Source organism: Aquirufa sp. ROCK2-A2 (assembly GCF_054558485.1).
Map to the genome: position 1 here is coordinate 17,476 of NZ_JBPXKA010000008.1, position 24,437 is coordinate 41,912.

Sequence of the window (24,437 nt, forward strand, 5' to 3'; positions counted from 1 at the left end):
AACAAAAAGCTTCTATTCGAAGCTCGTTAATAGTCACAAATCTACATTAAACTTCTCGATCAACCAACCCCGACATAAAGTTCAGCAGACTTAATTTTCTATCTTCTGAGATATCCAGAGCTGTCATTCGTTCAAATGCTTGATCAAAATAAGATTGAATTTCCTCAGAGGTTTGTTGATGGATGGACAAGGAATTATAAATCTGTGTGATGGCGGCCACTTTTGCTTGCGGATCAGGTTGCGTTTGAGATAACCAATCTTGCAATTCAACTGACTGTTTCCCTTGAGCTTTTTCTAATGCATTTATCAACAAATAGGTTTTTTTGTTCGCTAAAATATCCCCACCAACCTGTTTGCCAAATTTGACAGGGTCACCGTAAACATCCAACAAATCATCTTTGAGCTGAAAACCTAAACCAACTAATTCACCAATTTGATAAAGCTGAGTAGACAACTCCCTAGAAGCCCCTGCCAACAATGCACCTAATTCCATGGAAAATCCAACCAAAACAGAGGTTTTTAATCGAATCATCTCAATGTATTCAGGCAAAGTAACTTGTTCCCTGGTTTCAAAATTCATATCCAATTGCTGACCTTCACAAACCTCCGCTGCGGTCTTATTGAAACGTTGTAAGATATACTGAAAATCGGCAAGAGAAATATTTTTGGCATCATTCAGATAATCATAAGCCTTCACCAGCATCACATCCCCGGAAAGAATGGCAATATTATCGTTCCATTTTTCATGTACGGTTTGTTTCCCTCTTCGAATCGGCGCCTTGTCCATGATATCATCATGCATCAACGTGAAATTGTGAAAAATCTCAATGGACAAAGAAGGACGAATGGCATTTTGCCAATTGTTTTTGAATAAAGAATAGGCCAATAAACTCAACACAGGTCGCATTCTTTTGCCACCGAGTGCCATTAGATAACGGATTGGCTCATACAATTCAATGGGGTTTTCTCCCAAATCCAATTGTTTAACTTCGTCTTCCAGAGCAGGTAAAAATTGTTTTATCATGATATAATGTTATCGATCCACTTCTCCCATGACCAAATCCATAGAACCAATGATAGCGACTAAATCAGCTAAATAAGCCCCTTTTGCTAAGGTTGGAATCACGGATAAATGATGGAAAGAGCAAGCACGTACTTTTAAGCGTTGAGGAATATCCGACCTACCATCCGTTCTAAAGAAGAAACCTAATTCGCCTTTCGGATTTTCTGCACGGACATACAAATCTTTGGCAGCAGGCCGTATTTTTTTGGGGACAAATTCTTGGGGATTAAACGTTCTGGTTCTTCGATGGTCACCCGTTAATTGTACCAAACAAGCCTCAATGATTTTAATTGATTCCTCACATTCTTTAATACGAACGTGATTTCTATCCCAACAGTCGCCCAATGACCCCATTTTTCCTTTTCCGACAGGTACAGAAAATTCAATTTCTGGATATACGGAATAGGCATCCACTTTTCGCAAATCATATTCCAACCCAGAACCTCTCAAAACGGGTCCGGTACATCCATAATTGATGGCTAAATCCATCGGCAATACCCCAATGTTAGCTGTTCTTTTAATAAAAATGGTATTATCTTCCACCAAAGCAATGACTTCCTTGATGGTATTTTTCAAAATGGGCACTAATTCAGCTGTTTTTTCTTCAAAGCCTACAGGCAAATCATAAAACAAACCTCCGACCCAAATATAATTATACAACATTCTTGCACCCGAAAGCCATTCCAACAAGCGTTGAATATGTTCTCGATCACGCATTAACCACAAAAAAGGCGTGTAAGCACCTATATCTAATCCATAAGTTCCAATGGCCACAAAATGGGAAGCAATTCGATTCAACTCGGCAACCAACACTCGGATATATTCAATTCTTTTGGGCAATTGGCCTTCTAAATTCAACAATTTTTCCACTCCCATGACATAGGCATGTTCGGAATTCATGGCAGCCATATAATCCAATCGATCCACATAAGGTATGATTTGATTGAATGGCAAAGCTTCAGCATGCTTTTCAAAACAACGGTGTAAATAACCTAAATGAGGAACAACATCGACGACCAATTCACCATCAGAAACCACTTCTAAACGCAAAACACCGTGTGTGGAAGGGTGTTGTGGTCCAATGGAAATTATCATTTCCTCCGATTTCAGACCTTCCACTTGGTATTTGTTGGGATCTGAATTGGCAAAATTTTCAGGAAGAAAATGGTATTGTTGGGACTTCATTAAACAAAAATGCTAAATTTAATCATGATAAAAAAAGGGAATTGCGAATTAGCTTTAATTTAATAAATTATTTTAGGATAAATATTTGTAGCAAAAAATAATTCTTATATCTTTGCATTCCGTTTCAAAAAGAGACGTTAAAAGATTTATCTATTATGGCAAAGAAAGGAAATCGCATTCAAGTAATTTTAGAATGCACGGAGCACAAAGAGTCAGGCGTACCGGGAATGTCTCGTTACATCACGACAAAAAATCGTAAGAATACAACGGCTCGTATTGAGTTAAAAAAATACAATCCAGTATTGAAAAAAGTTACTTTACATAAAGAAATTAAATAGGTTTAATACCAAGGAATCATGGCAAAGAAAGTAGTTGCAACACTAAAGAAAGAAGGTGGCGTTAAGTACGCTAAAATCATTAAGGCGGTTAAAAATCCAAACACAGGAGCATATACCTTCAAAGAAGAAATCATTCTTCAAGATGATGTGAATGCAGCATTGAAAAACTAGTATTTTTCAATCCCATTTTTTGGTTTTTGCTTACATATTGAAGTCCCTTCTTGAAGGGACTTTTTTTATTAAATCATTTTCTACAAATATATTCATCCTTCATTATGGGATTATTCGACTTTTTCAAAAAGAAACCTGAGCCCCAAGAGCAAGCCGAGCTAGAAGCATTGGAGAAAGGATTGGAAAAAACCAAGGACGGTTTTTTAAGTAAAATGGGTCGGGCTGTCTTAGGAAAATCTAAGGTAGATGATGAAATATTGGACAATTTGGAAGAAATTCTACTCAGTTCAGATGTAGGCGTACCAACCACTTTAAAAATTATTGAGCGTATTGAAAGACGTGTTGAGCGGGATAAATTCGTTTCTACGGAGGAGCTAGATGTGGTTTTGAGGGAGGAAATTGCCGCCCTTCTAGAGGAAAATCATTCGACAGATTTGGATAATGCTTTTGCTGAACCGAAGCAAAAACCCTATGTGATCATGGTAGTTGGAGTAAATGGCGTAGGCAAAACAACAACTATCGGCAAATTGGCTTCTCAGTTTCACCAAAATGGATTAAAAGTGGTTTTAGGCGCAGCTGACACCTTTCGTGCAGCGGCCGTAGATCAATTGAAACTTTGGGGTGAACGGGTAGGAATTCCAGTAATAGACCATGGAATGAATACAGATCCAGCGGCGGTAGCCTTTGATACGGTAAAAAAAGCCGTTGAAATGGAGGCTGATATTGTTATCATTGATACAGCGGGCCGTCTTCATACAAAGGTTAATTTAATGACTGAATTAACCAAAATCAAACGAGTAATTCAGAAATTCATACCAGAAGCACCACACGAAGTTCTATTGGTTTTGGATGGATCAACCGGCCAAAATGCCTTTATTCAAGCACAAGAATTTACCAAAGCCACTGAAGTAAGTTCTTTGGCCATTACCAAACTAGATGGAACTGCCAAAGGAGGTGTGGTTATTGGAATTTCAGAACAATTCAAAATCCCTGTTAAATACATTGGCGTTGGAGAAAAAATCGCGGATTTACAGGTATTCAACAAGAAAACCTTTGTGGAATCCTTGTTTAAGAAATAGCTATGAGGTAATAGATAAAAGGTAATAGGTAATAGGTTTTCTCTCTTCTCTTTTCTCTCTCCTCTTTTCTCTTTCCTCTTTTCTTCCTTCTCTACATCAATGATTATTCTTCGCCCAGGTGTCTTTTAAAGTCACTGTACGATTAAACACTAATTTTTCTGGGCTTGAGTCTGTATCCAAGCAATAATATCCTTTGCGAATAAATTGCAAGGCTTGTCCAATTTCGACATTTTTCAGAGCCGGTTCAATGTAAATTTTCTCTAAAATTTGAAGCGATTCAGGATTGATGAATTTCATAAAATCATCCCCTAATTCTGATGCATCCTCAACGATCAACAAACGATCAAATAATCGAGCTTCTGCTTCCAGGGCATCAGGAATCGACACCCAGTGAATCGTTCCTTTGACATTAATTCCGGAAGTATCTTGTCCGGATTTACTTTCTGGGAAATATTTGGCATGTACTTCTTTCACCGAACCATCTTCGTTCAAAATATAATCTTCTACCTGAACAATGTAGGCGCCCTTCAAACGAGCCATTAATCCTGGTCCAAGCCGGAAAAATTTCTTAGGCGGATCAATCATAAAATCCTCCGCTTCGATATACAATTCCTTGGAAAATGGAACGATACGTTTTCCTGATTCGGGATCCTCTGGATTATTTTCCACCAAAAGGTCTTCAGTTTTACCTTCAGGGTAATTGGTAATCACCAATTTGATTGGATCCAAAACGGCCATGTATCTATGTGCCGACTTATTCAAATCCTCACGAATACAAAATTCCAATAAACTCAGATCAATCATATTGTCTCTTTTTGCAACACCAATGCGTTCGCAAAAATTACGAATAGAAACCGGAGTAAAACCTCTTCTTCTCAAAGCAGAGATAGTTGGCATACGAGGATCGTCCCAACCATTTACCACTTTTTCATTTACTAATTGCAACAATTTTCGTTTACTCATAACCGTATGAGACAAATTCAAACGGGCGAATTCATATTGATGAGAAGGGAAAATATCTAATTTTTCTAAAAACCAATCATATAATGGGCGGTGCACATCAAATTCCAAGGTACAAATGGAATGGGTGATTTTTTCAATGGAATCACTTTGACCATGCGCAAAATCATACATAGGATAAATGCACCATGCATTTCCAGTTCGATGATGCTCCACATGACGAATACGGTACAACAAAGGATCCCGAAGATGCATATTGGGATGCGCCATATCTATTTTGGCACGTAAGACTTTAGCTCCATCTGGAAATTCACCAGCTCTCATTTGAGTAAAAAGCTGCATATTCTCCGCTATGGTCCGATTGCGAAAAGGACTATTTTCTCCCGGCACTGTGGGAGAACCTTTTTGTGCGGCAATTTCTTCCGAACTTGAATCATCCACATAGGCCAATCCTTTTTCAATTAAAACCAAGGCAAATTGATACAATTGTTCAAAATAGTCAGAAGTATAAAGTTCCTCTGCCCATTGAAATCCTAACCAAGAAACATCTTTTCGAATAGATTCCACATATTCTGTTTCCTCCGTAATGGGATTTGTATCATCAAAACGTAAATTAGTAGCCCCACCAAACTTTTGTGCTAAACCAAAATTTAGGCAGATACTTTTGGCATGACCAATATGAAGGTAACCATTGGGTTCCGGTGGAAAACGGGTAAGTATTCCTTCTTTGAACTTGCCTTCGGCCAAATCCTCTTGAATAATTTCTTCTAAAAAGTTAAGCGACTTAGGTTTTAATTCTTCCATGAAAGATGAAACTAATTTTACTTTGAATTTGATGAATATAAATGTAAAAATACTGAATAATTAAACTATTAAAACATTTTATGCCGAATAATAACAAAATTGATAATTATTCGTTGATTAGTCGACAATCCAAAAAAACATATTGTTTCTTTCATAATATCTTTCTAATTTAGTACTCAAATTATTGATTAACAATTATTGTACAATCATCTACTCAAATAAGTCACACAATGATGAACAAATTACTAAAAATACTTTTCATTCAAGGTATTCTTTCTGCTAGCTTTTTAGCGGTGGCTAATGATAATACAAACATTCCCGGACCTGTGCAGCTTTTGATAAATGGCTCTGCCAATTCAACTGTTATTGGGCCTGAAGACAAAGGTCAATTATTTGCCATCTCAGGTTGTCCAGCTGGCAGCAGTCCAATGTGGTATTGGAATCAAGAAAAATTGGATGGTTCAATCACAGGTGATGTGCTTTTAGGTTCAGGTCCTACAAGAGATCTATTAGCTGATTCACTTGGAAATAGCTATTATACACAACCTATAGGAGGAGAAGGTGGTAATGCTAGAAAATGGGTAGAATACTCCTACAAATGCAATGATTCATTGAATCTTGGAACCCCATTATCTACTCATCTTGCTGGTAAAATAAAGATTTACATCCAAAGAACAAACCCTACTTATAAATATCCTGTCGGCAATCCGAATTTTGCAATAGGAGAATATACTAATTGCAATGCAGGTCAAGATTTAATTGTTCGCTTATCGACCATGGGATGCCCTACGAATGAAATATTTTGGGTACATCCAAACTCGACATCAAACACTTCAAGTGTTGGAGCAGATAGCTATTGGGAATCAATTAACAATAATTCAATCAAAAATGTTTCAGGGGGTAATGTTATACCCGGGGCCACTTATTTGGCTAAATGTAAAATTCAATATTATGATGAGGTATCGCATTCAACAGTTGTAGGTTTAACACCAGGGGTAAATGCTAAAATCCCAGATAATTTCGTTATTCCAGCCCCAGCGCCAAACAATTTAACTACTTATGCTTATTTCAAAGACAGACCTAATTTATCTGCAGCGGAATTGTGCGAAGACGAGTCTATTACTTTAACCCATGGATTATTGAATGGCAATTATGATTTAAGAGGTTATGATTGGTATTGGGGTATTGATACGGGTAATGGACCAGCCTATAACTTGGGCAAAGGAAATAAAAACATCCAAGTAAATACACCTGGCAGATATTCGTTAAAATTATCTAATGGAATTCCAGCATGTGAAAGAAATTATGATTTTTCAAGCAATATTTCAACCAATAGAGAACTAAAACCTGCCATCAAAATTGAAAAGCCAAGTATTGCTGGAAACAAAGATATTTGTCCAGGTGGAAATAGTTCGGTTGCGATTGCCAATGTGTCTGACTTAACTCAACCAAATACTTATACTTGGTATATAAATGGAGTTCAAAATAGTGAGACTAGTTCAACTCTGAATATTGCAGATGATGTCAGAACTATCAAAGCAACTTATGTTTCCTTAAAGCAAAGTAGCTTGGGCACAAATTGTGTGGCGCCAGTATCTGATGAATTCACCATCAGCCCTTTCAGCAGACCTGCACAACCCGTTATTAGCAAAGTTTCAGGTTCTAATGGCTATTGCGATTACAACTTGCCAGCTGTTGATTTAACATTAGAGGCTAGCAATACAAGTTTAGCTGGGGATGCCGTTTATGCTTGGAAATTTGGAAACAATAGCATTGGAGGTAACACCCAACAATTACAAGGATCCAATGTAACAATGACAGAAGGAGAATATTCCGTTATATTAACAGATGGTAACGGATGTGTTTCATTACCGTCAGATAAGTTTGTGTTAACGAAATTCATCAGCCCAAGCAAACCTACCATTACCAATACAAACGGCAAAGATGCTTATTGTGATTATAACATTCCATTCCAAGCCATCGCATTAGAGTCTAGTAATACTACATTTGGAACAGCGAAATACTTATGGAGCACAGGATCTACTGATAATTTAGCTAACATTACTACAGAAGGGACTTACACGGTTAAACTAACAGATGAAAATGGTTGTGTATCTCCTGAAGCATCTTATCAAATCGTTAAATATACTAGACCAGAAAAACCAACCATCACCAATGTAAATGGTAAGAATGCATATTGTGATTATACCATCCCATTTGCAAGCGTGACATTACAATCTAGTAACACAAGTTTAGTGGGTTCTCCAATTTACGCTTGGAGCAATGGATCGACTGATGCAACTTCAACCGTTACAACGGAAGGCACATACAGTGTAACAGTTACAGATGAGAATTCGTGTGTATCTCTACCAGCTACCTATGAGATTGCAAAATATACAAGACCAGAAAAACCAGTAGTGACCAGAAAAACTGGTGCGGATGCTTATTGTGATTACAAATTCCCTGTGTCTGATTTGACATTAGAATCATCCAACACAAGTTTGGTAGGAGATGCTGTTTACACATGGAACAATGTCGTAAAAACCAAAGTTATCCCAGTAACAACAGAAGGAACGTATTCAGTGGTTGTTACGGACGGAAATGGATGTGAGTCTGTAAGTTCTGATGCATACACCATTTCGAAATGGACTAGTCCTGTTGCACCTAGTATTGCCATCACTGGAAACAAAGTGAACTGTGCATTAGATGAAACCGATAAACAAATTACCGTAGCATTCTCAGTGAGTAACGCATCTGATAAATATGCTTACGAATGGTTCAAAAATGAATCATCGTCTGTTTTATCAAAAACAGCTAATTTAGCTGCTATATCAAGTAATGGAACTTATTATTCTATCCAAACGGATAAGAACGGATGTTATTCACCAAAATCAGAGGGCATCAAAGTAAGCTTTGTTCCAAATCCAAATTTTGCAGGTGCTAAAATTAGCAAATTAGGTGCTTACGGTTTACTATCAGAAGGATTAAGCGACTGGACAAACGGAACACCAGGTGATTTCCAATGGAAAGCAGGTTCATCCCTACAAACTAGTGTTGCTAACAACATTAAGGTTTCTGCTACTAACAATGGTAATGGAGATTATTCAGTACGCAGAAAATATTCCTTTACAGTAGATAACACACCCATTGTATGTTTCTCTAATACCGTTAAATATACCTTTGTAAGTGATCCTGATTTTACTGGAGTTGCAGTTTATCCAAACCCAACAAGCGGAACAGTTAACATTGACTTATTGGATGAATGGAAAAATGCAAGTGTTACCGTATATGATTTAGTAGGAAGAGCGGTTTATACAGGTACAATGAACTCTGAAACAGCCAATGGAAAAAGCTTACCAATTGACTTAAGTTCATTAGGTTCAGGTATTTATATTTTAAATATTAAATCTAGCACTGGAGATAGATCATATCAAGGTAAGATTTTAGTTAATAAATAATAAGTAAGAATTTAATTGAAAGCCACTCTACAAATAGAGTGGCTTTTTTTATGATGAAAAAGATAATCACATTAATACTTATTGTAATTCCTATCTGCCTAAATGCACAATGGAAAAAAATTGATATTCAAGAAAAAGTATCTTTTAGAGGATTGAAAAAATACAACAACCATCTATGGGCATCTGGTACAGGAGGTACCATCATTCACTCCAAAGACCAAGGTAAAACCTGGGAGATTAAAAAAATTAACAAGGCAGAAAAATTAGATTTCAGGGATATTTGTTTAATAGATTCAACCATCATATTAGCAATGAGTGCTGGATCATCTGAAACAGGACAAGCAAAAATATTCAGAAGTGGTAATGGTGGCAAAGATTGGGAAATTGTATTTGAACAAAATGGCAACGGCTACTTTTTTGATGCTATTCAATTTGATCAAAAAAGTAAAAAAGGTCTATTGGTTTCAGATCCCGTTGGTGGACAATTTCAATTTTATTCTTTCGACCTGAAGGGTGAAAATTTCCAACCAATTTCATTAAATGAATTTCCGTCCTTATTACCCAGAGAAGCTGCCTTTGCGGCTAGTGGAAGTAGTTTACATTACAATAATGAAATCGCTACCTTGATTACTGGAGGTTCCCAATATGCCCGAATAATTCAAAGTCAAAAAGGTGATTTGCAAAATTGGAAAATAAAATCACAAGAAGTTGAAGCAGACTCTTCGAGTGGGTTCTTTAGCATGGGAGAAAAAAACCGCAAAGAACTAGTTGTTGCAGGAGGAAATTATTTAAAAATGACCGAGAATAAAATTCCTCTACTTGAAACAAATGATGGAGGAAAATCTTGGAATAGAATCAAATCACAACCCAATTTTTATATCGAAAAAGTAATTTGGTCTAAACCCTTTTGGATTATGACAGGACCTAGTGAAACTGCCATTTATAATCCGAAAACTAATACTTGGAAAAGTTTAGGGGAAAATGGTTATCATAATATTATTGAAATCAATGGATATTTAATTGGCGTAGGATCTAAAGGAGAGATTGGGCGGCTAAAATTACCCTAAAGCTGTAAAATTTAAGTGTTAACCTATAAAATCAAAAGAAAACATTGATGCATATTTATTGAAAACCTTTTAACACAAAGAGTCAAAGAATTAACTAAACCATTCATAAAAAAAGGTCTTTCTTTAGCGGGGACCAGACTCGAAAGACGTCCGTCAGCTGACGGATATGAGCCCAAAGTGCATCCCCAAAATTATAAATACCTTAAAAAAAAAGAACAAATTCAAACGTTGAAGGTATTAATAAAATTTTATAATTTTTTTTCTCTCGACAACAATGCAATTTGTTGGTTCTTTTTTTTCTATGGCATTTCTTTTTCTAGAAAAAAAAGAAACAAAAAAAATTAAATTCTGCCAGTTAATCCAAGACGAATCCGCAAGCGGCGCGATTTTCACTACGCTTTCGGCTATTTTCTTTGACCCTGACGCACATTGCCTCATGCGCATTGTCAAAGCTCCGCCTACCGCTTCGCTCAAATCTTTCGTCGGATTAACCGCAAATGATAGGTTAATTTTGATAGTGAGAGAAACAAAATAAAGTACTTGAAGAGTTCTTTTACCTCAAAAAAAGACCTTCGTAAAATGGTCTTTCTTTAGCGGGGGCCAGACTCGAAAGACGTCCGTCAGCTGACGGATATGAGCCAAACATGCATCCCCAAAATTATAAATACCTTAAAAAAAAAAGAACAAATTCAAACGTTGAAGGTATTAATAATATTTTATAATTTTTTTTCTCTCGACAACAATGCAATTTGTTGGTTCTTTTTTTTCTATGGCATTTCTTTTTTTTAGAAAAAAAGAAACAAAAAAATTTAAATTCTGCCAGTTAATCCAAGACGAATCAGTCTAGCGACTGACCGATTTTCACTACGCTTTCGGCTATTTTCTTTGACCCTGACGCACATTGCCTCATGCGCATTGTCAAAGCTCCGCCTACCGCTTCGCTCAAATCTTTCGTCGGATTAACCGCAAATGATAGGTTAATTTTGATAGTGAGAGAAACAAAATAAAGTGCTTTAAGAGTTTCTGTTACCTCAAAAAAAGACCTTCGTAAAAAGGTCTTTCTTTAGCGGGGGCCAGACTCGAAAGACGTCCGTCAGCTGACAGATATGAGCCGAAGGTGCTAGAAAACCTTTAAACAAAAAAAGACCTTCGTAAAAAGGTCTTTCTAGTAGCGGGGGCCAGACTCGAACTGACGACCTTTGGGTTATGAGCCCAACGAGCTACCAACTGCTCCACCCCGCGATATAAATCGGAGTGCAAATATGCAGGAATGTTTCGGGAAAAACAAGTATCTTTGTAAATAATTCCAAAAACTAATAGTTGTTGAAGAATTAGGAAGACATGAACCAAGAACATAAAGCCGGATTTATTAGCATAATTGGCAAGCCCAACGTAGGTAAAAGTACTTTGATGAATGCATTGGTTGGCGAGCGCCTATCCATTGTAAGCTCAAAGGCTCAAACAACACGCCATCGAATTATGGGCATGTTGAATGGAGAACACGAAGGAACACCTTATCAAATTGTATATTCGGATACGCCTGGCGTTCTTCTTCCTAAATATGAATTACATAAGTCGATGATGGCTTTTGTGAAAAATTCATTGGAAGACGCGGATGTCGTTTTATATGTGACAGACGTATTTGACACCTATGAAGATTTGGATTTTTTGACAAGTTGGAAAGACCATACTCAAACTCCAATCATTGTCTTATTAAACAAAATCGATTTAGTTTCTGCTGAAAAGCTAAAGGAATGCGTTGAATATTGGGAATTAATATTTCCAAACAAGCCAGTCCTGCCAATTTCAGCATTAGAACAAGTTCATTTGGATCAAATTTTTCATTATTTGATCGATTACTTACCGGTTCATCCTCCATTTTTTGATAAGGATGAATTAACCGATAAATCTGAACGATTCTTTGCAGCGGAAATTATTCGAGAAAAGATTTTTCTGAACTACAAAAAAGAGATCCCCTACTCTTGTGAGGTTGTAGTAACATCTTTTAAAGAAAGCCCAGATATCATTCGCATCGCATCAGAAATTTATGTGGAGCGTGTTTCTCAAAGAGCCATTATCATTGGCCATAAAGGAGAAAACCTGAAAAAGGTGGGTATTCAAGCAAGAGAAGATTTGGAAAAATTCTTTTGTAAAAAAATATTTTTAGAGCAGTTTGTCAAAGTGGAGCCAGATTGGCGTGCAAAGTCAGACAAATTGCGTTCATTCGGGTATTCACTCGATTAATTTTTAAGAAATGTCAACAAATATCATTGCTATTGTCGGTCGTCCCAATGTAGGTAAATCTACCTTGTTTAACCGTTTAATTGAGCAAAAGAAAGCCATCATGGACAACATGTCTGGCGTTACGAGAGATCGCCATTATGGTTACGGTCAGTGGACAGGTAAATTTTTTACTGTAATTGATACAGGTGGTTATGTGCACGGTTCAGATGATATATTTGAAGGTGCCATTCGTGAACAAGTGGAAATGGCTATGGAAGAAGCAGCCGTTTTACTTTTTGTGGTAGATTGTTCTACTGGCCTTACAGATTTAGATAAGGACTTTGCGAAAGTATTGCGTCGTTCTAAAAAACCCGTGCTTTTGGTTGCAAATAAAGCAGATACACATGAAAAAGCCTTTGCTGCTGCCGAATTTTATGAATTAGGCTTAGGTGATCCTTTCCCCATAGCGGCAGAAAGCGGTAGTGGTACGGGGGATATGTTGGATGTCATGGTATCTCACTTTAAAGAAGAAGGGATCGAAAACCCAGAAGCTGGCGTACCTAGAGTAGCCATCTTAGGACGTCCCAATGTAGGTAAATCGTCATTTTTGAATGCTCTATTGGGTAATGATCGTTCGATTGTTACAGATATTGCAGGTACTACCAGAGATGCCATCCAAAACCATTATACCTTGTATGGAAAAGATTTCATCATAACTGATACAGCAGGTATTCGTCGGAAAGCAAAAATTGATGATAATATCGAATATTACTCTGTTCTACGATCCATAAAAGCCTTAGAAGAATGTGATGTAGCTATTATTTTAATAGACGCGACAACCATTGACTTCAATACAGGCTTGGAAGCACAAGACATGAATATTGTCAGCATGGCTGATAAAGCTAAGAAGGGCATTGTTTTAATGATTAATAAATGGGATTTAGTAGCTAAAGACACCAATACTGCAATTCGTCTTGAAAAGGCAATCAAAGATCGTATGGCTCCTTTGAATTATATGCCTGTCATTTTTACTTCAGTAATGGAGAAAAAACGTATTTTTCAGGTCATTGAATTAATGTTAGAGGTATATCAAAATAGATCTCAGAAAATTACAACTTCGAAATTAAACGATGTCATGCTGGATGTCATTCAAAGTTACCCGCCTCCAGCTTGGAAAGGAAAATACATTAAAATCAAATATTGCACGCAGGTTTCAACACCTTATCCAACATTTATCTTTTTCTGTAATTTACCTCAGTATATCAAAGAAAGCTATGAACGTTATTTAGAAAATCAAATGCGAAAAGCTTTCAAATTGGACGGTACACCGATTTCATTATTTTTTAGAAAAAAATAGATTAAAAAAATGCTATCTCAAAAGACCTTCCAAAGAAGGTCTTTTTTGTTTTTTTAGGTCATTTTAGTATTTTACGAATAATTTTTAGAACTATTTGCTAAACAACTTAATTTAATCTATTTCTACCTATGGCACAGTCGAGAAAAATCCTGTTAAATGAATCTGAAATACCTACTCATTGGTATAACATCGTGGCAGATATGCCCAACAAACCGCTTCCACCTTTACATCCCGGAACCCAACAACCCATAGGTCCAGAAGCTTTGGCTCCATTGTTTCCGATGGAATTAATCAAACAAGAAGTAAGTCAAGAAAGATGGGTAGAAATACCAGATGAAGTACGAAATTTATATTCCATTTGGAGACCTACTCCGATGTTTCGTGCATTGGAATTAGAAAAAGCCTTAAAAACCAATTGCAAAATTTATTATAAATATGAAGGAGTAAGTCCTGCTGGATCACATAAACCTAATACTGCCATTCCTCAAGCTTACTATAATGCCAAAGAGGGGGTAAAGAAAATTTCAACCGAAACAGGTGCTGGCCAATGGGGTTCGGCGTTGAGTTTTGCCTGTAAATTATTCGATATCGAATGCGAGGTTTTTATGGTGAAAGTAAGCTACGAAGGAAAGCCATACCGAAAAATTATGATGAATACTTGGGGTTCAAAAGTACATGCATCTCCCACCAATTTAACGGAGGCTGGCAGAAAAATATTAGCTCAAGATCCGAATTCTCCTGGCAGTCTTGGTATTGCTATTTCAGAAGCAGTGGAAATTGCTGCCATGAATGAAGATACAAAATATGCCTTAGGTTCCGTATTAAACCATGTATTGATGCACCAAACCATCATCGGATTGGAATCAATGAAACAATTGGAAAAAGCAGGCGATTATCCTGACATCATCGTTGCACCATTTGGCGGTGGCTCGAATTTCGCTGGAATTGCTTTTCCTTTCTTACAAAATAACCTAAACGGTGGCCCTAAAACACGTGCCATTGCGGTTGAACCTACCTCTTGTCCAAAGCTGACTCGTGGAGTATTTCGCTATGATTTTGGAGATACGGTCGGCATGACTCCCTTGATTCCGATGTATACATTGGGTCATAATTTTGTTCCCTCTCCTATTCACGCGGGTGGATTACGTTACCATGGTGCCGGTGCTATTGTAAGTCAATTATTAAAAGATGGCTTGATTGAGGCCGATGCCATCAACCAAAATGAGTGTTTTGAGGCAGGAATATTATTCTCTAGAACAGAAGGTATCATCCCTGCTCCAGAAGCTACACATGGAATTGCGGAGGTTATTCGTCAAGTGAAACAAGCAGAGGCAGAAGGAGTTTCCAAAACAATTTTATTCAACTTGTGTGGCCATGGTAATTTCGACCTTGGTTCTTACGAACAATATTTAAATGGCAAATTGGTGGATTTTGAAGTAACTCAAGATCAAATTGATTCCTCTTTGGCGGAATTAAATACTCCTGCTATCTAAATTATATTTGATAACTGGGGTTCTCGAAGCCAAATGTATTTTCTTATAGCATTATTAGATATCAGTTATTAGTGAATGGTGTAAGATGTACGAGGTAAAAAACTAAAGACTAATAATTACTAATGCTAATCAAGGATTAAAATAAGTACTTTAAATTCAGTGGCAAAATTTTGAATGATGAATGATGAGTTATTTTTTAATTTCATCATTCATCATTTGTTAATTTTCTGTCGTCGAATTAACCGCAAATTCATTTATTAGTTCTAAAAAAGAATAAATAGCCTTGGCTGAGCTCGGTTTTACTGAGCCTGTCGAAATATCGAAGCCACGTTTGTAAAGGCTGTTACGAATCGAAGAGCTGCATTACAAAGACATTTTAATTAGAAGTTTCAACCCTTGATTCGCATTACTAACTAAACACTAATAACTAATCACTAATACCTAAATTTGATTTGCATCTAGCCCATAATTTAAGCCACTTGCTTATTCCACATCTCAAAATACAATCCCCTCCTGTTGATCAATTCTTGATGATTCCCAGCTTCCATCACTTGGCCTTCTTTCATCACCAAAATATGGTCAGCTAAGACAATGGTAGACAATCGATGTGCAATAGTAATCACTGTTTTATTTTGAGTTTTGAAATTATGGATCACCTCATGTATCATAGCCTCTGCATTCGAATCCAATGATGATGTTGCTTCATCCAATAACAATACCTCTGGATTTTTGTACAATGCTCTAGCGATCGCAATGCGTTGTTTTTGGCCTCCCGATAACATAGCTCCATTTTCACCTAAAGGGGTTTGATAATTGGCAGGTAATTTTTCAATAAATTCAGAAATGCCCAGCTCTTGACATAATCCTAACACCCTTTTAATATCAGGAAAGGAATCTCCCAATGCTATGTTTTCGATCACATTTCCCGAAAACAGACTTACTTGTTGAGGTACAACTCCAATCAAATTTCGTAAGCTTTGGTAATGAATGCTATCCAAGGAATATTCGCCAAAATGGATTTTTCCATCGTTAAGAGGGTATAAATTTTGTAGAATGGCAAATAAGGATGTTTTCCCACTTCCACTTTCCCCTACAATTGCCGTCATTTCGTTCTTTTTGAAGCAGGCACTAAAATTCTTGAAAACCTGTACTCGATTACCATAAGAAAATGATACACGATCCAATTTGATATCTCCCAAATCATATTTATGAAGTGTAAACTTATCTTCGGTAGACTCCCTCTCCAAATCCATGATTTCAAATAATCGATCTGCTGCAATCAATGCATTTTGAATGGATTTATTGGCTCCAATTAAAGAAGCAACAGGCGAAGTAAAATAGCCAATCAGAGCATAAAATGAAAATAATTCACCAGGGGTAATTTGTCTTTCTAAGACAAAACCTGCTCCTAGCCACATCAATATAATGGTAAAAAGGGATGAAATAAAGGAAGTGGATGTTCCCGCAAAAACAGCATTATATCCCGATTGCATGGCAGAAAATAAGAGTTTAACAAATCTATTTTCTGTCTTTAAATTGGAAAAATCCTCCACTCCAAACTCCTTGATGGTCCGAATATGATTAACGGACTCCACCAACTGCGTTTCTAAGTCGGCAGCATTTTCCATGATGGTTCTTTCCACTTTCTTATTAAGGTGATTCATGATGACATAAATCGTTGTGTAAAAGGGTATCAAAATCAGCATGACCAAGGCAAGTTTCCAATAATAGGTAAACATCAATGCGAAGGAAAAAATCACAACAAAGACATTCACAACCATTTCTATGGCTACTTCATTGATGAAATTTCGGATTTTAATGGCATCATTGATTCTTGAGGTAATTTCACCAATGCGCATGGTGTCAAAAAACCGTTGGGGTAAATGAAGTAGATGTTTGTAGTAACCCAAAATCAATTGAGCATCCATTAGTTGCCCCGTTTTCATCATTAAAATACTTTTCTTGCTTCCAATAAAAGCTTGTAAGCCAACCACTATCAACATCCCAATACTCATTAAATTCAACAAGTTTTTATTGCCATCCACCAATACGTAATCGGTGATTTTTTGAATATAAATGGACATGGCAAGTCCCAACACCGTAAAGAGCATCGCACCAAAAATGGATTGCAACAATATACTTTTGTGTGGTTGAACCAAATCCCAAAAGCGCTTAAAGGGCGAAACCGTTGCATTGTATTTTTGAAAGTCTTCGCTAGGCGCAAACAATATCAATACGCCTGTCCAAATTTCCTTAAAATCATCCCAGCTGTGTTTTTCCATTTTCCCAAAAGCGGGATCCATTACCTCTATGTATTTTTTCGAGACTTTATAGATCACCACAAAATGATGTAGTTGATTTTTTAATACCACATGAGCAATGGCGGGAAGAGGAATTTTGGGAATAGACTCCAACGTCCCTTTTACTCCTTTGGCGGAGAAACCCATTTTCTCTGCCGCCTGAACAATTCCCAATACATTGGTCCCTCGTAAATCGGTTTGAGCCAATAAACGAATTTTAGCAATGGGCAAATTAACTTGGTAATGATTTCCGATGGAAGCCAAGCAAGCAGCACCACAATCCTTGATATCGTGCTGTTTAATTTTCACAGAAGCCATATTAATTGGATGCTTGTTGGTTTGGATTTAACCAATTGTCAATTTTATCGAACAACAATTGATACAAGTTTCTGCGGTTGAGAATAAAACGACCGGTGAGCGTCATGCCTTTTCCCACTTTGGCTTTATAGCCATTTTTCAACTTTAAATGCGTTTCGTTCAACAGACACCGGACTTTAAAAAACACTTCTTTATCTTGGATACTCACATTTTGATCCATCTCCATCACTTCTCCATCAATGAAGCCCCATTGGTTATAATTAAAGGCATCTAATTCAAAACGGACTCGCTGGCCATGCCGAATGAGTCCAATATCTTTGGGTTGGACTTGGCATTCCACCAATAAGCCATGATTGGGTGAAATGTCTGCAATAGTAGAAGCTCCACCTATAAACGAATTGGCCTGGAATCCTTTAAAATTGACAATTGTACCACTAATTGGAGCGGTCAGCACGTAATTCTTTTTTTCTAGGCGCAATTTTTCTAAGGTGTTTTGATAATTTTTTAAGGCGTCTGTTAATTCTTTTTTCTGCTTTTCCCAAGCGAATTTTTGCTGTTGTAAAAAGCTATTTAATGCATCTTTGGCAAAGGTCAGATCATAGACAAAACGCTCATAATCCGAGGTGGAAATCACGTGATCATCATAGAGTTTCTTGTTTCTTTGAAAGTTGATGTCCGCCAAAGAAAGTTTACTTTCCAATTCCGTTTTTTGCTGGATAAATTTTTGATAATCCTCTTTGATGTTTTGTTGGGTAAACACAGGTTGAGGCGACTGATTGATTTGATCTAAATCTTGAATGGATTGAATGGTTTGGGTTTTGAAATCTTGATTAAGTCCTTCTTGCGACTGAATCACTTCTGGATTAATCATTAAAAGCGTGTCTCCCTTTTTAACCGTTTGGTTATTGTGGATATTGAGGTAGGTGATTTTCCCATTAACCAATGAAATAAGGGGTACATTTTCATCAGCAGAGCGAATGATCCCCCGACTTTGGGAACTGATATCTACCCAGATATAAGGCAGTGAAAAAAGAAGGCCAGCAATAGCCAAGATAAAAACTAAATAAATGGAAAGTGTATTTTCCCGATTTTTGGCAATGAGATTCTCAACCGAGTTTTCAATGTCGTCTCCAATGTGGTACATAGTATTTTGATTAGGTATTGAGTGTAAATTTAAAAGAGGGATTTGAGAAAAAAAATAGGCGAAAGTAGATTATCAGGTTGTTGGTAAAATTATACAGATAGAATAGCTTCAAAAATAATTCACGAATCCATGCATGATAACCCCACTCCAAAAGCCATATTGACACCTTAAGTAACCAAATAAACAAGCACTTATAAAATGACTAAAAACAATAATTATGTATTCAAAGCTCAAATTTAATTCAAGAGGTAGGTAATTAATCAAGTGCATAAGGGCGAAAAGTATAGAAAAAAAGTAAAATATAACATAATTGGAAACACTAATTCGCCAATTATATAAAAAAGTTATATGAATCCAAGAAAAAACATAAAACAATACACTGTAAACAAAAACGAATTCTAGAAGAGCTAAGACTTGAAATTCGTCATAAAAAAGTGGAATATGTAATGACCACATAAGCAAATTTCCTAAAAAAATAGCGAGACCCATACAAATTGAACTCTTCTTCAAATCCATCGGCAAACGAAATTGGATTTCTTCCAAAATTGGAGCAATGATTACCAAATACATCGGATGAACATAATTTTCACCTGTAAAAGTCGATTTAAGTAAATCAAAAGTTCGATCAAAAAGATTTCCATCGATTAACTTAAGAAGTAGAAAAAAAGTACCTTGAATTAAATAATAGAAAAATAAAATAGTGAAAATCATTTTCAAATGTTTCCAAGTGAAAACACCATCATCTTTGGAAACCCCAGGTTTTAAAAAAAACATATCGATATATATAAAATTTCCCAATGAGGAATCTCAATCACCCCATTGGGAAAATAAAAGTTAATGCTTAAAACCAAGGGCTGTAGAGAGAATATCCATACACGCAGCACCCAAAGCCAGAGTTTGACCTATTGCATACCCAACGTTGTAGGTCGTACCTTTATGACCACCAACAATTTCAATCATTTCACAATCAGACATTATTTTAAAATCCATGATAATTAATTTTTATATGTTCAACTTTTTTTACCACTTTTTAGCTTTTTTGTAATCATTAAGTCCATTTGTTAGTCCTTCGTGTATACCTTGAAAGAAATCTAAAACATAATCTGCAGAAGCCGCAGCAATGGAAAGCACTGTTGAATTACCATATCCACCTGCTGGCCTTAAGAAATAGCCTCCTGATTCATTTATTTGTTCTGTTATGCCAAGTTCGTTAAAACCTAGATTTTCAAAATTTTTCATTTTATTAAAAATAGAAATTAATCACCTACTCTATTAATGGTTTTTCGGTATTCACCAGTGCTTGCAAGTACATGGCAAAACTAAAAGGAAATTTACTTGTAAAAATCCTACCTAAGTAGGATTTTAGTAGGATATTTTTATAATATTTTATGTTAAGGGGGGGGGTAAATTTAACAAGTACCGTGTCATTTCGGCTTTGCCGGTGATACCCAACTTTTGCATGATATTTTTACGATGCGTTTTTACTGTGGTGATGGCCACGACTAATTTGGCTGCAATGATTTTATTGGAATAACCTAAACGGGCAAGGTTTAACACCTCTAGTTCTTTTCGGGTAAGGTGGTTGCTTGGATTCATTTATTTAGCGGTAAGGTAATTTATTTAAGATATGCTAAGTAAAATAAATATTATGACAAAACTGCCTATTTATATGAATTTTTTTTAGTTCTATTTGACATATATTTACAACTTGTTAATTTTCAATCAATAGCATTTCATCATAAAGGCCATTAATTGTTCAATGACATTGGAAGAAATAATGACGATAGCATCTGTTGAAATTTGTCTGATGTATTTTTTCAATTGTGCTAGCGATGAAAGCTACATTTTACAAAACTCTTACCACTTTTGGCTCCGATGCTTCGAGAGGCTCAGCAACCGCGCTCAACCAACGATATTTATTCTTTTTTAAAACTTATAAATGAACTAATGATTAATCAGACGAAAGAAACATAGAAAGTGTGAATGATGAGTTATGAATTATATAGAATACCACATAATTCATAACTCATAATTCATCATTTATTAAGTTTCTTTAATCTCATCTGATAAGATTGTAAATAATTTCTTTGGATACTTTCTTTTAAAAATGACGCATCAATTAATTTCTTAACATCATCCGTTCTAGAAACCATCAATGCCAAAATGGAAGTTATTTGTTTTTCGGGAATTCCTGCTTGGTTGGCAAGCATTCGAAATTGTGTTGCAACATTTCCCTGTCCCAATGCAGCTTGGATTAAACCCTCATCCAACGCAAAATCTTTATCATCAATGTGGATGCGACTGTTCAATAGGTCATAAGCTGGACTCAATTTGAAATCACCAAGCGGTGTTTCAATCACTGAAAAATTCTTTAAATGAGCATCTCCATTGGAAAACAAATAATTGAAAACCAACAGTTTGAATAATTTGAGCGATTCAACTTTATAACTTGGTAAATTTTTTCGCATCAGTTCAAAAAAGTCCCAATAGCTACCTTGGTATTTATAATCTGTTCCATGAGTTTGTGGACTCTTACCCGCAAGCGAGGCAAAATCTTCTTGGGCCCATTTGCGTCCATCGGGTAACACATCAAAACGCTTGGTGATGTAGGCAGGGTCCCCATTTCCAAAAAAGATAATGGCATTCTCCGCCGTTTCAATTCCAAAAACTTGACGGGCTATTTGCATCGTCAAATGCTCGTTGGCAGGCATTTGATCCGCATTTTTAGAACCATTTGGAATAGGTTTCAAGATATGAGTGCCATTTTCGCCTTCTTTCGTTAATCGTATTTTATTTTTTAATTGAATGAGTGAAAACTTTTCTTGCACGCCTGAAATAGATATCCGACTTGCATTCTCTTCAAATGACCCATCACTATTCAGATTAGACAGCAAGGAATTATATGGCAACACATGATTTACCTTACTGCCATTAAAAACACGTTTTATGCAGGTTCGGCTATAAGTTGTAAACCCCAAGGATAGCGTTCCAGGACACCGGTTAATTTCCAATTTACTCATATCAACTTTTTTTGATCACCCTAACTGCGCCAATGGTATCGCCACCAGCAATCTCCAGTAAAATACCAAAATAATCATCCTGATCGATACGCTTTTTACTACAAAGCAAACGCTTGTTTACCCCTTCTGGAATCAGATTAAAAAAAAAGGGGAATAATGTTGCCGATTGGAATTCCACTTTTGATTTTGGCAAGGTCAAACTTATGGAAGGCTTATTGCTATCCTTCAACCACTGTAGAGCATAGCTAAAAATAAAGCTTCCATCATCCTGTTGACTCAGCTCTCCAGCCAACTCATTTTTATAATAAACCTGTCCCGATCTCATAAACCATTTAGCTTTTTAACCTGTAAAACCAGTTCCATTCCAAGCACATCTGTAATTTCTTGTAAAGTTTTGTAGGTTGGATTGGCTTTACCAGCTTCCAATAGCTTAATGGTTCGAAGTCCAACCCCGGATAGATCAGCCAAACTTTCTTGGGTAATCTTCAGCATTTCTCTTCTTTCTTTTATTTGCGTAATAAGTAATGAAAAGTGCGACATAATGCTCTATTTTACACAAATTTATCGAATTTATTTAATACAACAATAATATGTGCTATTTAATGCCCCTTCAATAGTATTATTTTATTAAGCTATTCAAAAAAACAAAGGGTAAAATCTATTTCTATAGTGTAAAATGGGTAAAGAAAACCAATTACATAGAAATCAAAAATTGAAATGAATAATGAGTAAATTTTCAATGTGGTCTCCAATGTGGTACATAGTTGTTTGGTTAGGTATTGAGTGTAAATTTAAAAGAGGGATTTGAGAAAAGAAATAGGTGAAAGTAGATTATCAGGTTGTTGGTAAAAGATATCATTTAAATAATAAATCAAATTTATCCAATAAGCCATAATTCGTAATTGAAACAATTAAATTATATAAGGAATGTAAAGAAGATATGTAAAAGAAATATTTCCATTTACTCCATGTATCCTTCTCCCTTATATACCAATAAAACAATGCCATGAGTAACAATGAAATGGTATAAACAACATTATAATAATGCCAATAAGCCCAAATGATAGAAAAGAGAAAATAGATTAAAAAACGATATGAGGTGCTTATGTATTTTTTGAACAATAATATAGGACCCATCCAAAATATGTAGGTTTCTACAAAAGGAGCAATAAAAACTGCACTATAAAACCTAAGTTTAGTTAATTCATATTCACCAGTTTGCCCAGCTATATTTCCATAGATATAGTAATTGATAAGATCAAAAAACCAACCTATGAAAACAAGGACAAATAGTCTAAAAATATAAATTAAGACAGAATTATACGATTTCATTTCTTCACTTTCATCTTTACCGTATCCGACTTTATCTTGACTTTCTTCTCAAAATAGTTAGTTTAAACATGATGGTGCCCTCCAATTTGTACATTGTGTTGTTCATACTGAACACAACTAACAAAAAGGCCACTGCATGTGACAGAAATGATAAAGGGTGAAAATTTATTGTATAATTTTTTAAAAAATAATGGATTCATTCTTGTAATGATTTTAACGAAAAATATATAAAAAATTAAATAATATATGTAACAAAACTCCACACCAAAATCCGTAATGACACCTTAGATAGCCTAGTGCAATGGCGCCAACAAAATAGAGGCAAACAAGATTCAAATATTCGAATGATAAGTTCGTATCTAAAGGGACATAATTGAATAAATGCATGATGGCGAACAGAATGGATAAAAAATAAAATACCAGATAATTGGGGATATCCATTCGCCAATTATCTAAGTAAGTTTTATGAATCCAAGTAAAAACAAAAAACAAAACACCATAAGTAAAAAGGAATTCTAAAAACGTTAAGACCTGAAAATCGTCATAAAAAAGTGGGATATTTAAAAAATACAAAATAAAATTCCCTAAAAAAATAGCGAGTCCCAAACAAATTGAATTCCTTTTCAAATCCATTGGTAACCGAAATTGCAACTCTTCCAAAATAGGTGCTACAATAACTATATACACAGGATGAACATAGTTTTCTCCTGAAAAAGTAGATCTAAGCAAAACCAACGTACTTTTTAACAGATCGCCATTTATTAAACGGATAATTACACAAAGTATGGCCGTAATTACAAGGCGGACAAAGTAAACAAGGAAAATCGCTTTCAAATGTTTCCAAGTAAAAACACCGTCATTCTCTTTTATTTCAGGATGAATTAAAAATTGAAAAAATGATTTGAGCATATTGGTGGTTAGGTATTGAGTTAAAAGTTAATACAAGTAGATTAGACGATCTACTACTTACTTCGCTCTTTTTTTGCTGAATTCCAACCTTCCCTAAAACCGCTTACAAGGTCGGGGAAAACAACTTTGTAACAATAGATGCCGATGGCAACTCCTAAAATAAATCCGATGATGGTTTTTGTGTTCTTTTTCATTTGAAAAATTAGTTAATGGTTA

23 protein-coding genes and 1 tRNA gene are annotated in these 24,437 nt (G+C 35.9%); 8 read left to right on the top strand and 16 right to left on the bottom strand.

Going from position 1 to position 24,437, the window contains the following annotated elements:
- Positions 1-46: 46 nt before the first annotated feature.
- Both V7S76_RS10330 and V7S76_RS10335 read right to left on the bottom strand, forming a co-directional pair.
- Positions 47-1,024 carry a polyprenyl synthetase family protein gene (locus V7S76_RS10330; RefSeq protein WP_459510027.1) on the bottom strand — a complete coding sequence of 326 codons (978 nt, stop codon included), beginning with the start codon at positions 1,022-1,024 and terminating at the stop codon, positions 47-49.
- A gap of 9 nt (positions 1,025-1,033) precedes the next feature.
- Positions 1,034-2,248 (bottom strand): NADH-quinone oxidoreductase subunit D, encoded by a 1,215-nt coding sequence (locus V7S76_RS10335; RefSeq protein ID WP_459510028.1) that lies wholly within the window; start codon positions 2,246-2,248, stop codon positions 1,034-1,036.
- A gap of 155 nt (positions 2,249-2,403) precedes the next feature.
- Here V7S76_RS10335 and rpmG point away from each other — a divergent pair, with 155 nt between their 5' ends.
- The 3 genes from rpmG to ftsY all read left to right on the top strand — a co-directional run bounded on the left by rpmG (position 2,404) and on the right by ftsY (position 3,836).
- Complete coding sequence (rpmG, locus tag V7S76_RS10340; RefSeq protein ID WP_459489554.1) at positions 2,404-2,586, top strand: 50S ribosomal protein L33; 183 nt, start codon at positions 2,404-2,406, stop codon at positions 2,584-2,586.
- Positions 2,587-2,604: 18 nt separating this feature from the next.
- Entirely contained in the window at positions 2,605-2,757 is a 153-nt protein-coding gene (locus V7S76_RS10345; protein WP_127805456.1) for a DUF4295 domain-containing protein, read from the top strand.
- A gap of 104 nt (positions 2,758-2,861) precedes the next feature.
- Entirely contained in the window at positions 2,862-3,836 is a 975-nt protein-coding gene (gene ftsY / locus V7S76_RS10350) for a signal recognition particle-docking protein FtsY (RefSeq protein WP_459510029.1), read from the top strand.
- Between the two features lie 96 nt (positions 3,837-3,932).
- On the opposite strand, the gene V7S76_RS10355 is transcribed toward ftsY, so the two are convergent.
- On the bottom strand, positions 3,933-5,600 hold the full coding sequence (locus V7S76_RS10355; RefSeq protein ID WP_459510030.1) for a glutamine--tRNA ligase/YqeY domain fusion protein: 1,668 nt from the start codon (positions 5,598-5,600) through the stop codon (positions 3,933-3,935).
- A 230-nt stretch (positions 5,601-5,830) separates the two neighbouring features.
- Here V7S76_RS10355 and V7S76_RS10360 point away from each other — a divergent pair, with 230 nt between their 5' ends.
- Together V7S76_RS10360 and V7S76_RS10365 are read left to right on the top strand one after the other, a co-directional pair.
- On the top strand, positions 5,831-9,058 hold the full coding sequence (locus V7S76_RS10360) for a T9SS type A sorting domain-containing protein (RefSeq protein ID WP_459510031.1): 3,228 nt from the start codon (positions 5,831-5,833) through the stop codon (positions 9,056-9,058).
- A 50-nt stretch (positions 9,059-9,108) separates the two neighbouring features.
- Positions 9,109-10,125: a hypothetical protein gene (locus tag V7S76_RS10365; RefSeq protein ID WP_459510032.1), complete on the top strand. Its 1,017-nt coding sequence runs from the start codon at positions 9,109-9,111 to the stop codon at positions 10,123-10,125.
- 1,169 nt (positions 10,126-11,294) lie between these two features.
- Here the strand turns inward: V7S76_RS10365 and V7S76_RS10370 are convergent.
- Positions 11,295-11,367, bottom strand: a tRNA-Met gene (locus V7S76_RS10370).
- A 99-nt stretch (positions 11,368-11,466) separates the two neighbouring features.
- Here V7S76_RS10370 and era point away from each other — a divergent pair.
- From era to V7S76_RS10385, 3 genes are all read left to right on the top strand, one after another.
- A complete protein-coding gene (gene era / locus V7S76_RS10375) occupies positions 11,467-12,369 on the top strand; it encodes a GTPase Era (RefSeq protein WP_459510033.1) in 903 nt (300 codons plus the stop codon).
- Between the two features lie 10 nt (positions 12,370-12,379).
- Positions 12,380-13,705 carry a ribosome biogenesis GTPase Der gene (der, locus tag V7S76_RS10380; protein ID WP_459510034.1) on the top strand — a complete coding sequence of 442 codons (1,326 nt, stop codon included), beginning with the start codon at positions 12,380-12,382 and terminating at the stop codon, positions 13,703-13,705.
- A gap of 128 nt (positions 13,706-13,833) precedes the next feature.
- On the top strand, positions 13,834-15,198 hold the full coding sequence (locus V7S76_RS10385; protein ID WP_459510035.1) for a TrpB-like pyridoxal phosphate-dependent enzyme: 1,365 nt from the start codon (positions 13,834-13,836) through the stop codon (positions 15,196-15,198).
- A gap of 470 nt (positions 15,199-15,668) precedes the next feature.
- Here the strand turns inward: V7S76_RS10385 and V7S76_RS10390 are convergent, their stop codons facing one another.
- The 12 genes from V7S76_RS10390 to V7S76_RS10445 form a co-directional block, all read right to left on the bottom strand.
- Complete coding sequence (locus tag V7S76_RS10390; RefSeq protein ID WP_459510036.1) at positions 15,669-17,816, bottom strand: peptidase domain-containing ABC transporter; 2,148 nt, start codon at positions 17,814-17,816, stop codon at positions 15,669-15,671.
- A 1-nt stretch (position 17,817) separates the two neighbouring features.
- Complete coding sequence (locus V7S76_RS10395) at positions 17,818-18,960, bottom strand: HlyD family secretion protein (protein WP_459510037.1); 1,143 nt, start codon at positions 18,958-18,960, stop codon at positions 17,818-17,820.
- Between the two features lie 108 nt (positions 18,961-19,068).
- Positions 19,069-19,734: a hypothetical protein gene (locus tag V7S76_RS10400; RefSeq protein WP_459510038.1), complete on the bottom strand. Its 666-nt coding sequence runs from the start codon at positions 19,732-19,734 to the stop codon at positions 19,069-19,071.
- 60 nt (positions 19,735-19,794) lie between these two features.
- Complete coding sequence (locus V7S76_RS10405) at positions 19,795-19,950, bottom strand: hypothetical protein (protein WP_459510039.1); 156 nt, start codon at positions 19,948-19,950, stop codon at positions 19,795-19,797.
- Positions 19,951-19,980: 30 nt separating this feature from the next.
- The gene (locus tag V7S76_RS10410) at positions 19,981-20,199 is read right to left on the bottom strand and encodes a hypothetical protein (RefSeq protein WP_459510040.1); all 219 of its coding nucleotides are present in this window, start codon (positions 20,197-20,199) and stop codon (positions 19,981-19,983) included.
- 147 nt (positions 20,200-20,346) lie between these two features.
- Positions 20,347-20,556 carry a response regulator transcription factor gene (locus V7S76_RS10415; RefSeq protein WP_459510041.1) on the bottom strand — a complete coding sequence of 70 codons (210 nt, stop codon included), beginning with the start codon at positions 20,554-20,556 and terminating at the stop codon, positions 20,347-20,349.
- Between the two features lie 440 nt (positions 20,557-20,996).
- Positions 20,997-21,980 carry a HipA domain-containing protein gene (locus tag V7S76_RS10420; protein WP_459510042.1) on the bottom strand — a complete coding sequence of 328 codons (984 nt, stop codon included), beginning with the start codon at positions 21,978-21,980 and terminating at the stop codon, positions 20,997-20,999.
- 1 nt (position 21,981) lies between these two features.
- Positions 21,982-22,305, bottom strand: a complete 324-nt coding sequence (locus tag V7S76_RS10425) for a HipA N-terminal domain-containing protein (protein WP_459510043.1) — start codon at positions 22,303-22,305, stop codon at positions 21,982-21,984.
- Entirely contained in the window at positions 22,302-22,520 is a 219-nt protein-coding gene (locus V7S76_RS10430) for a helix-turn-helix transcriptional regulator (RefSeq protein WP_459510044.1), read from the bottom strand. The genes V7S76_RS10425 and V7S76_RS10430 overlap by 4 nt, the downstream gene beginning before the upstream one ends.
- A gap of 315 nt (positions 22,521-22,835) precedes the next feature.
- Positions 22,836-23,312 carry a hypothetical protein gene (locus V7S76_RS10435; RefSeq protein WP_459510045.1) on the bottom strand — a complete coding sequence of 159 codons (477 nt, stop codon included), beginning with the start codon at positions 23,310-23,312 and terminating at the stop codon, positions 22,836-22,838.
- A gap of 213 nt (positions 23,313-23,525) precedes the next feature.
- Complete coding sequence (locus V7S76_RS10440) at positions 23,526-24,221, bottom strand: hypothetical protein (protein WP_459510046.1); 696 nt, start codon at positions 24,219-24,221, stop codon at positions 23,526-23,528.
- 53 nt (positions 24,222-24,274) lie between these two features.
- A complete protein-coding gene (locus V7S76_RS10445; protein ID WP_459510047.1) occupies positions 24,275-24,415 on the bottom strand; it encodes a hypothetical protein in 141 nt (46 codons plus the stop codon).
- Between the last annotated feature and the right edge of the window lie 22 nt (positions 24,416-24,437).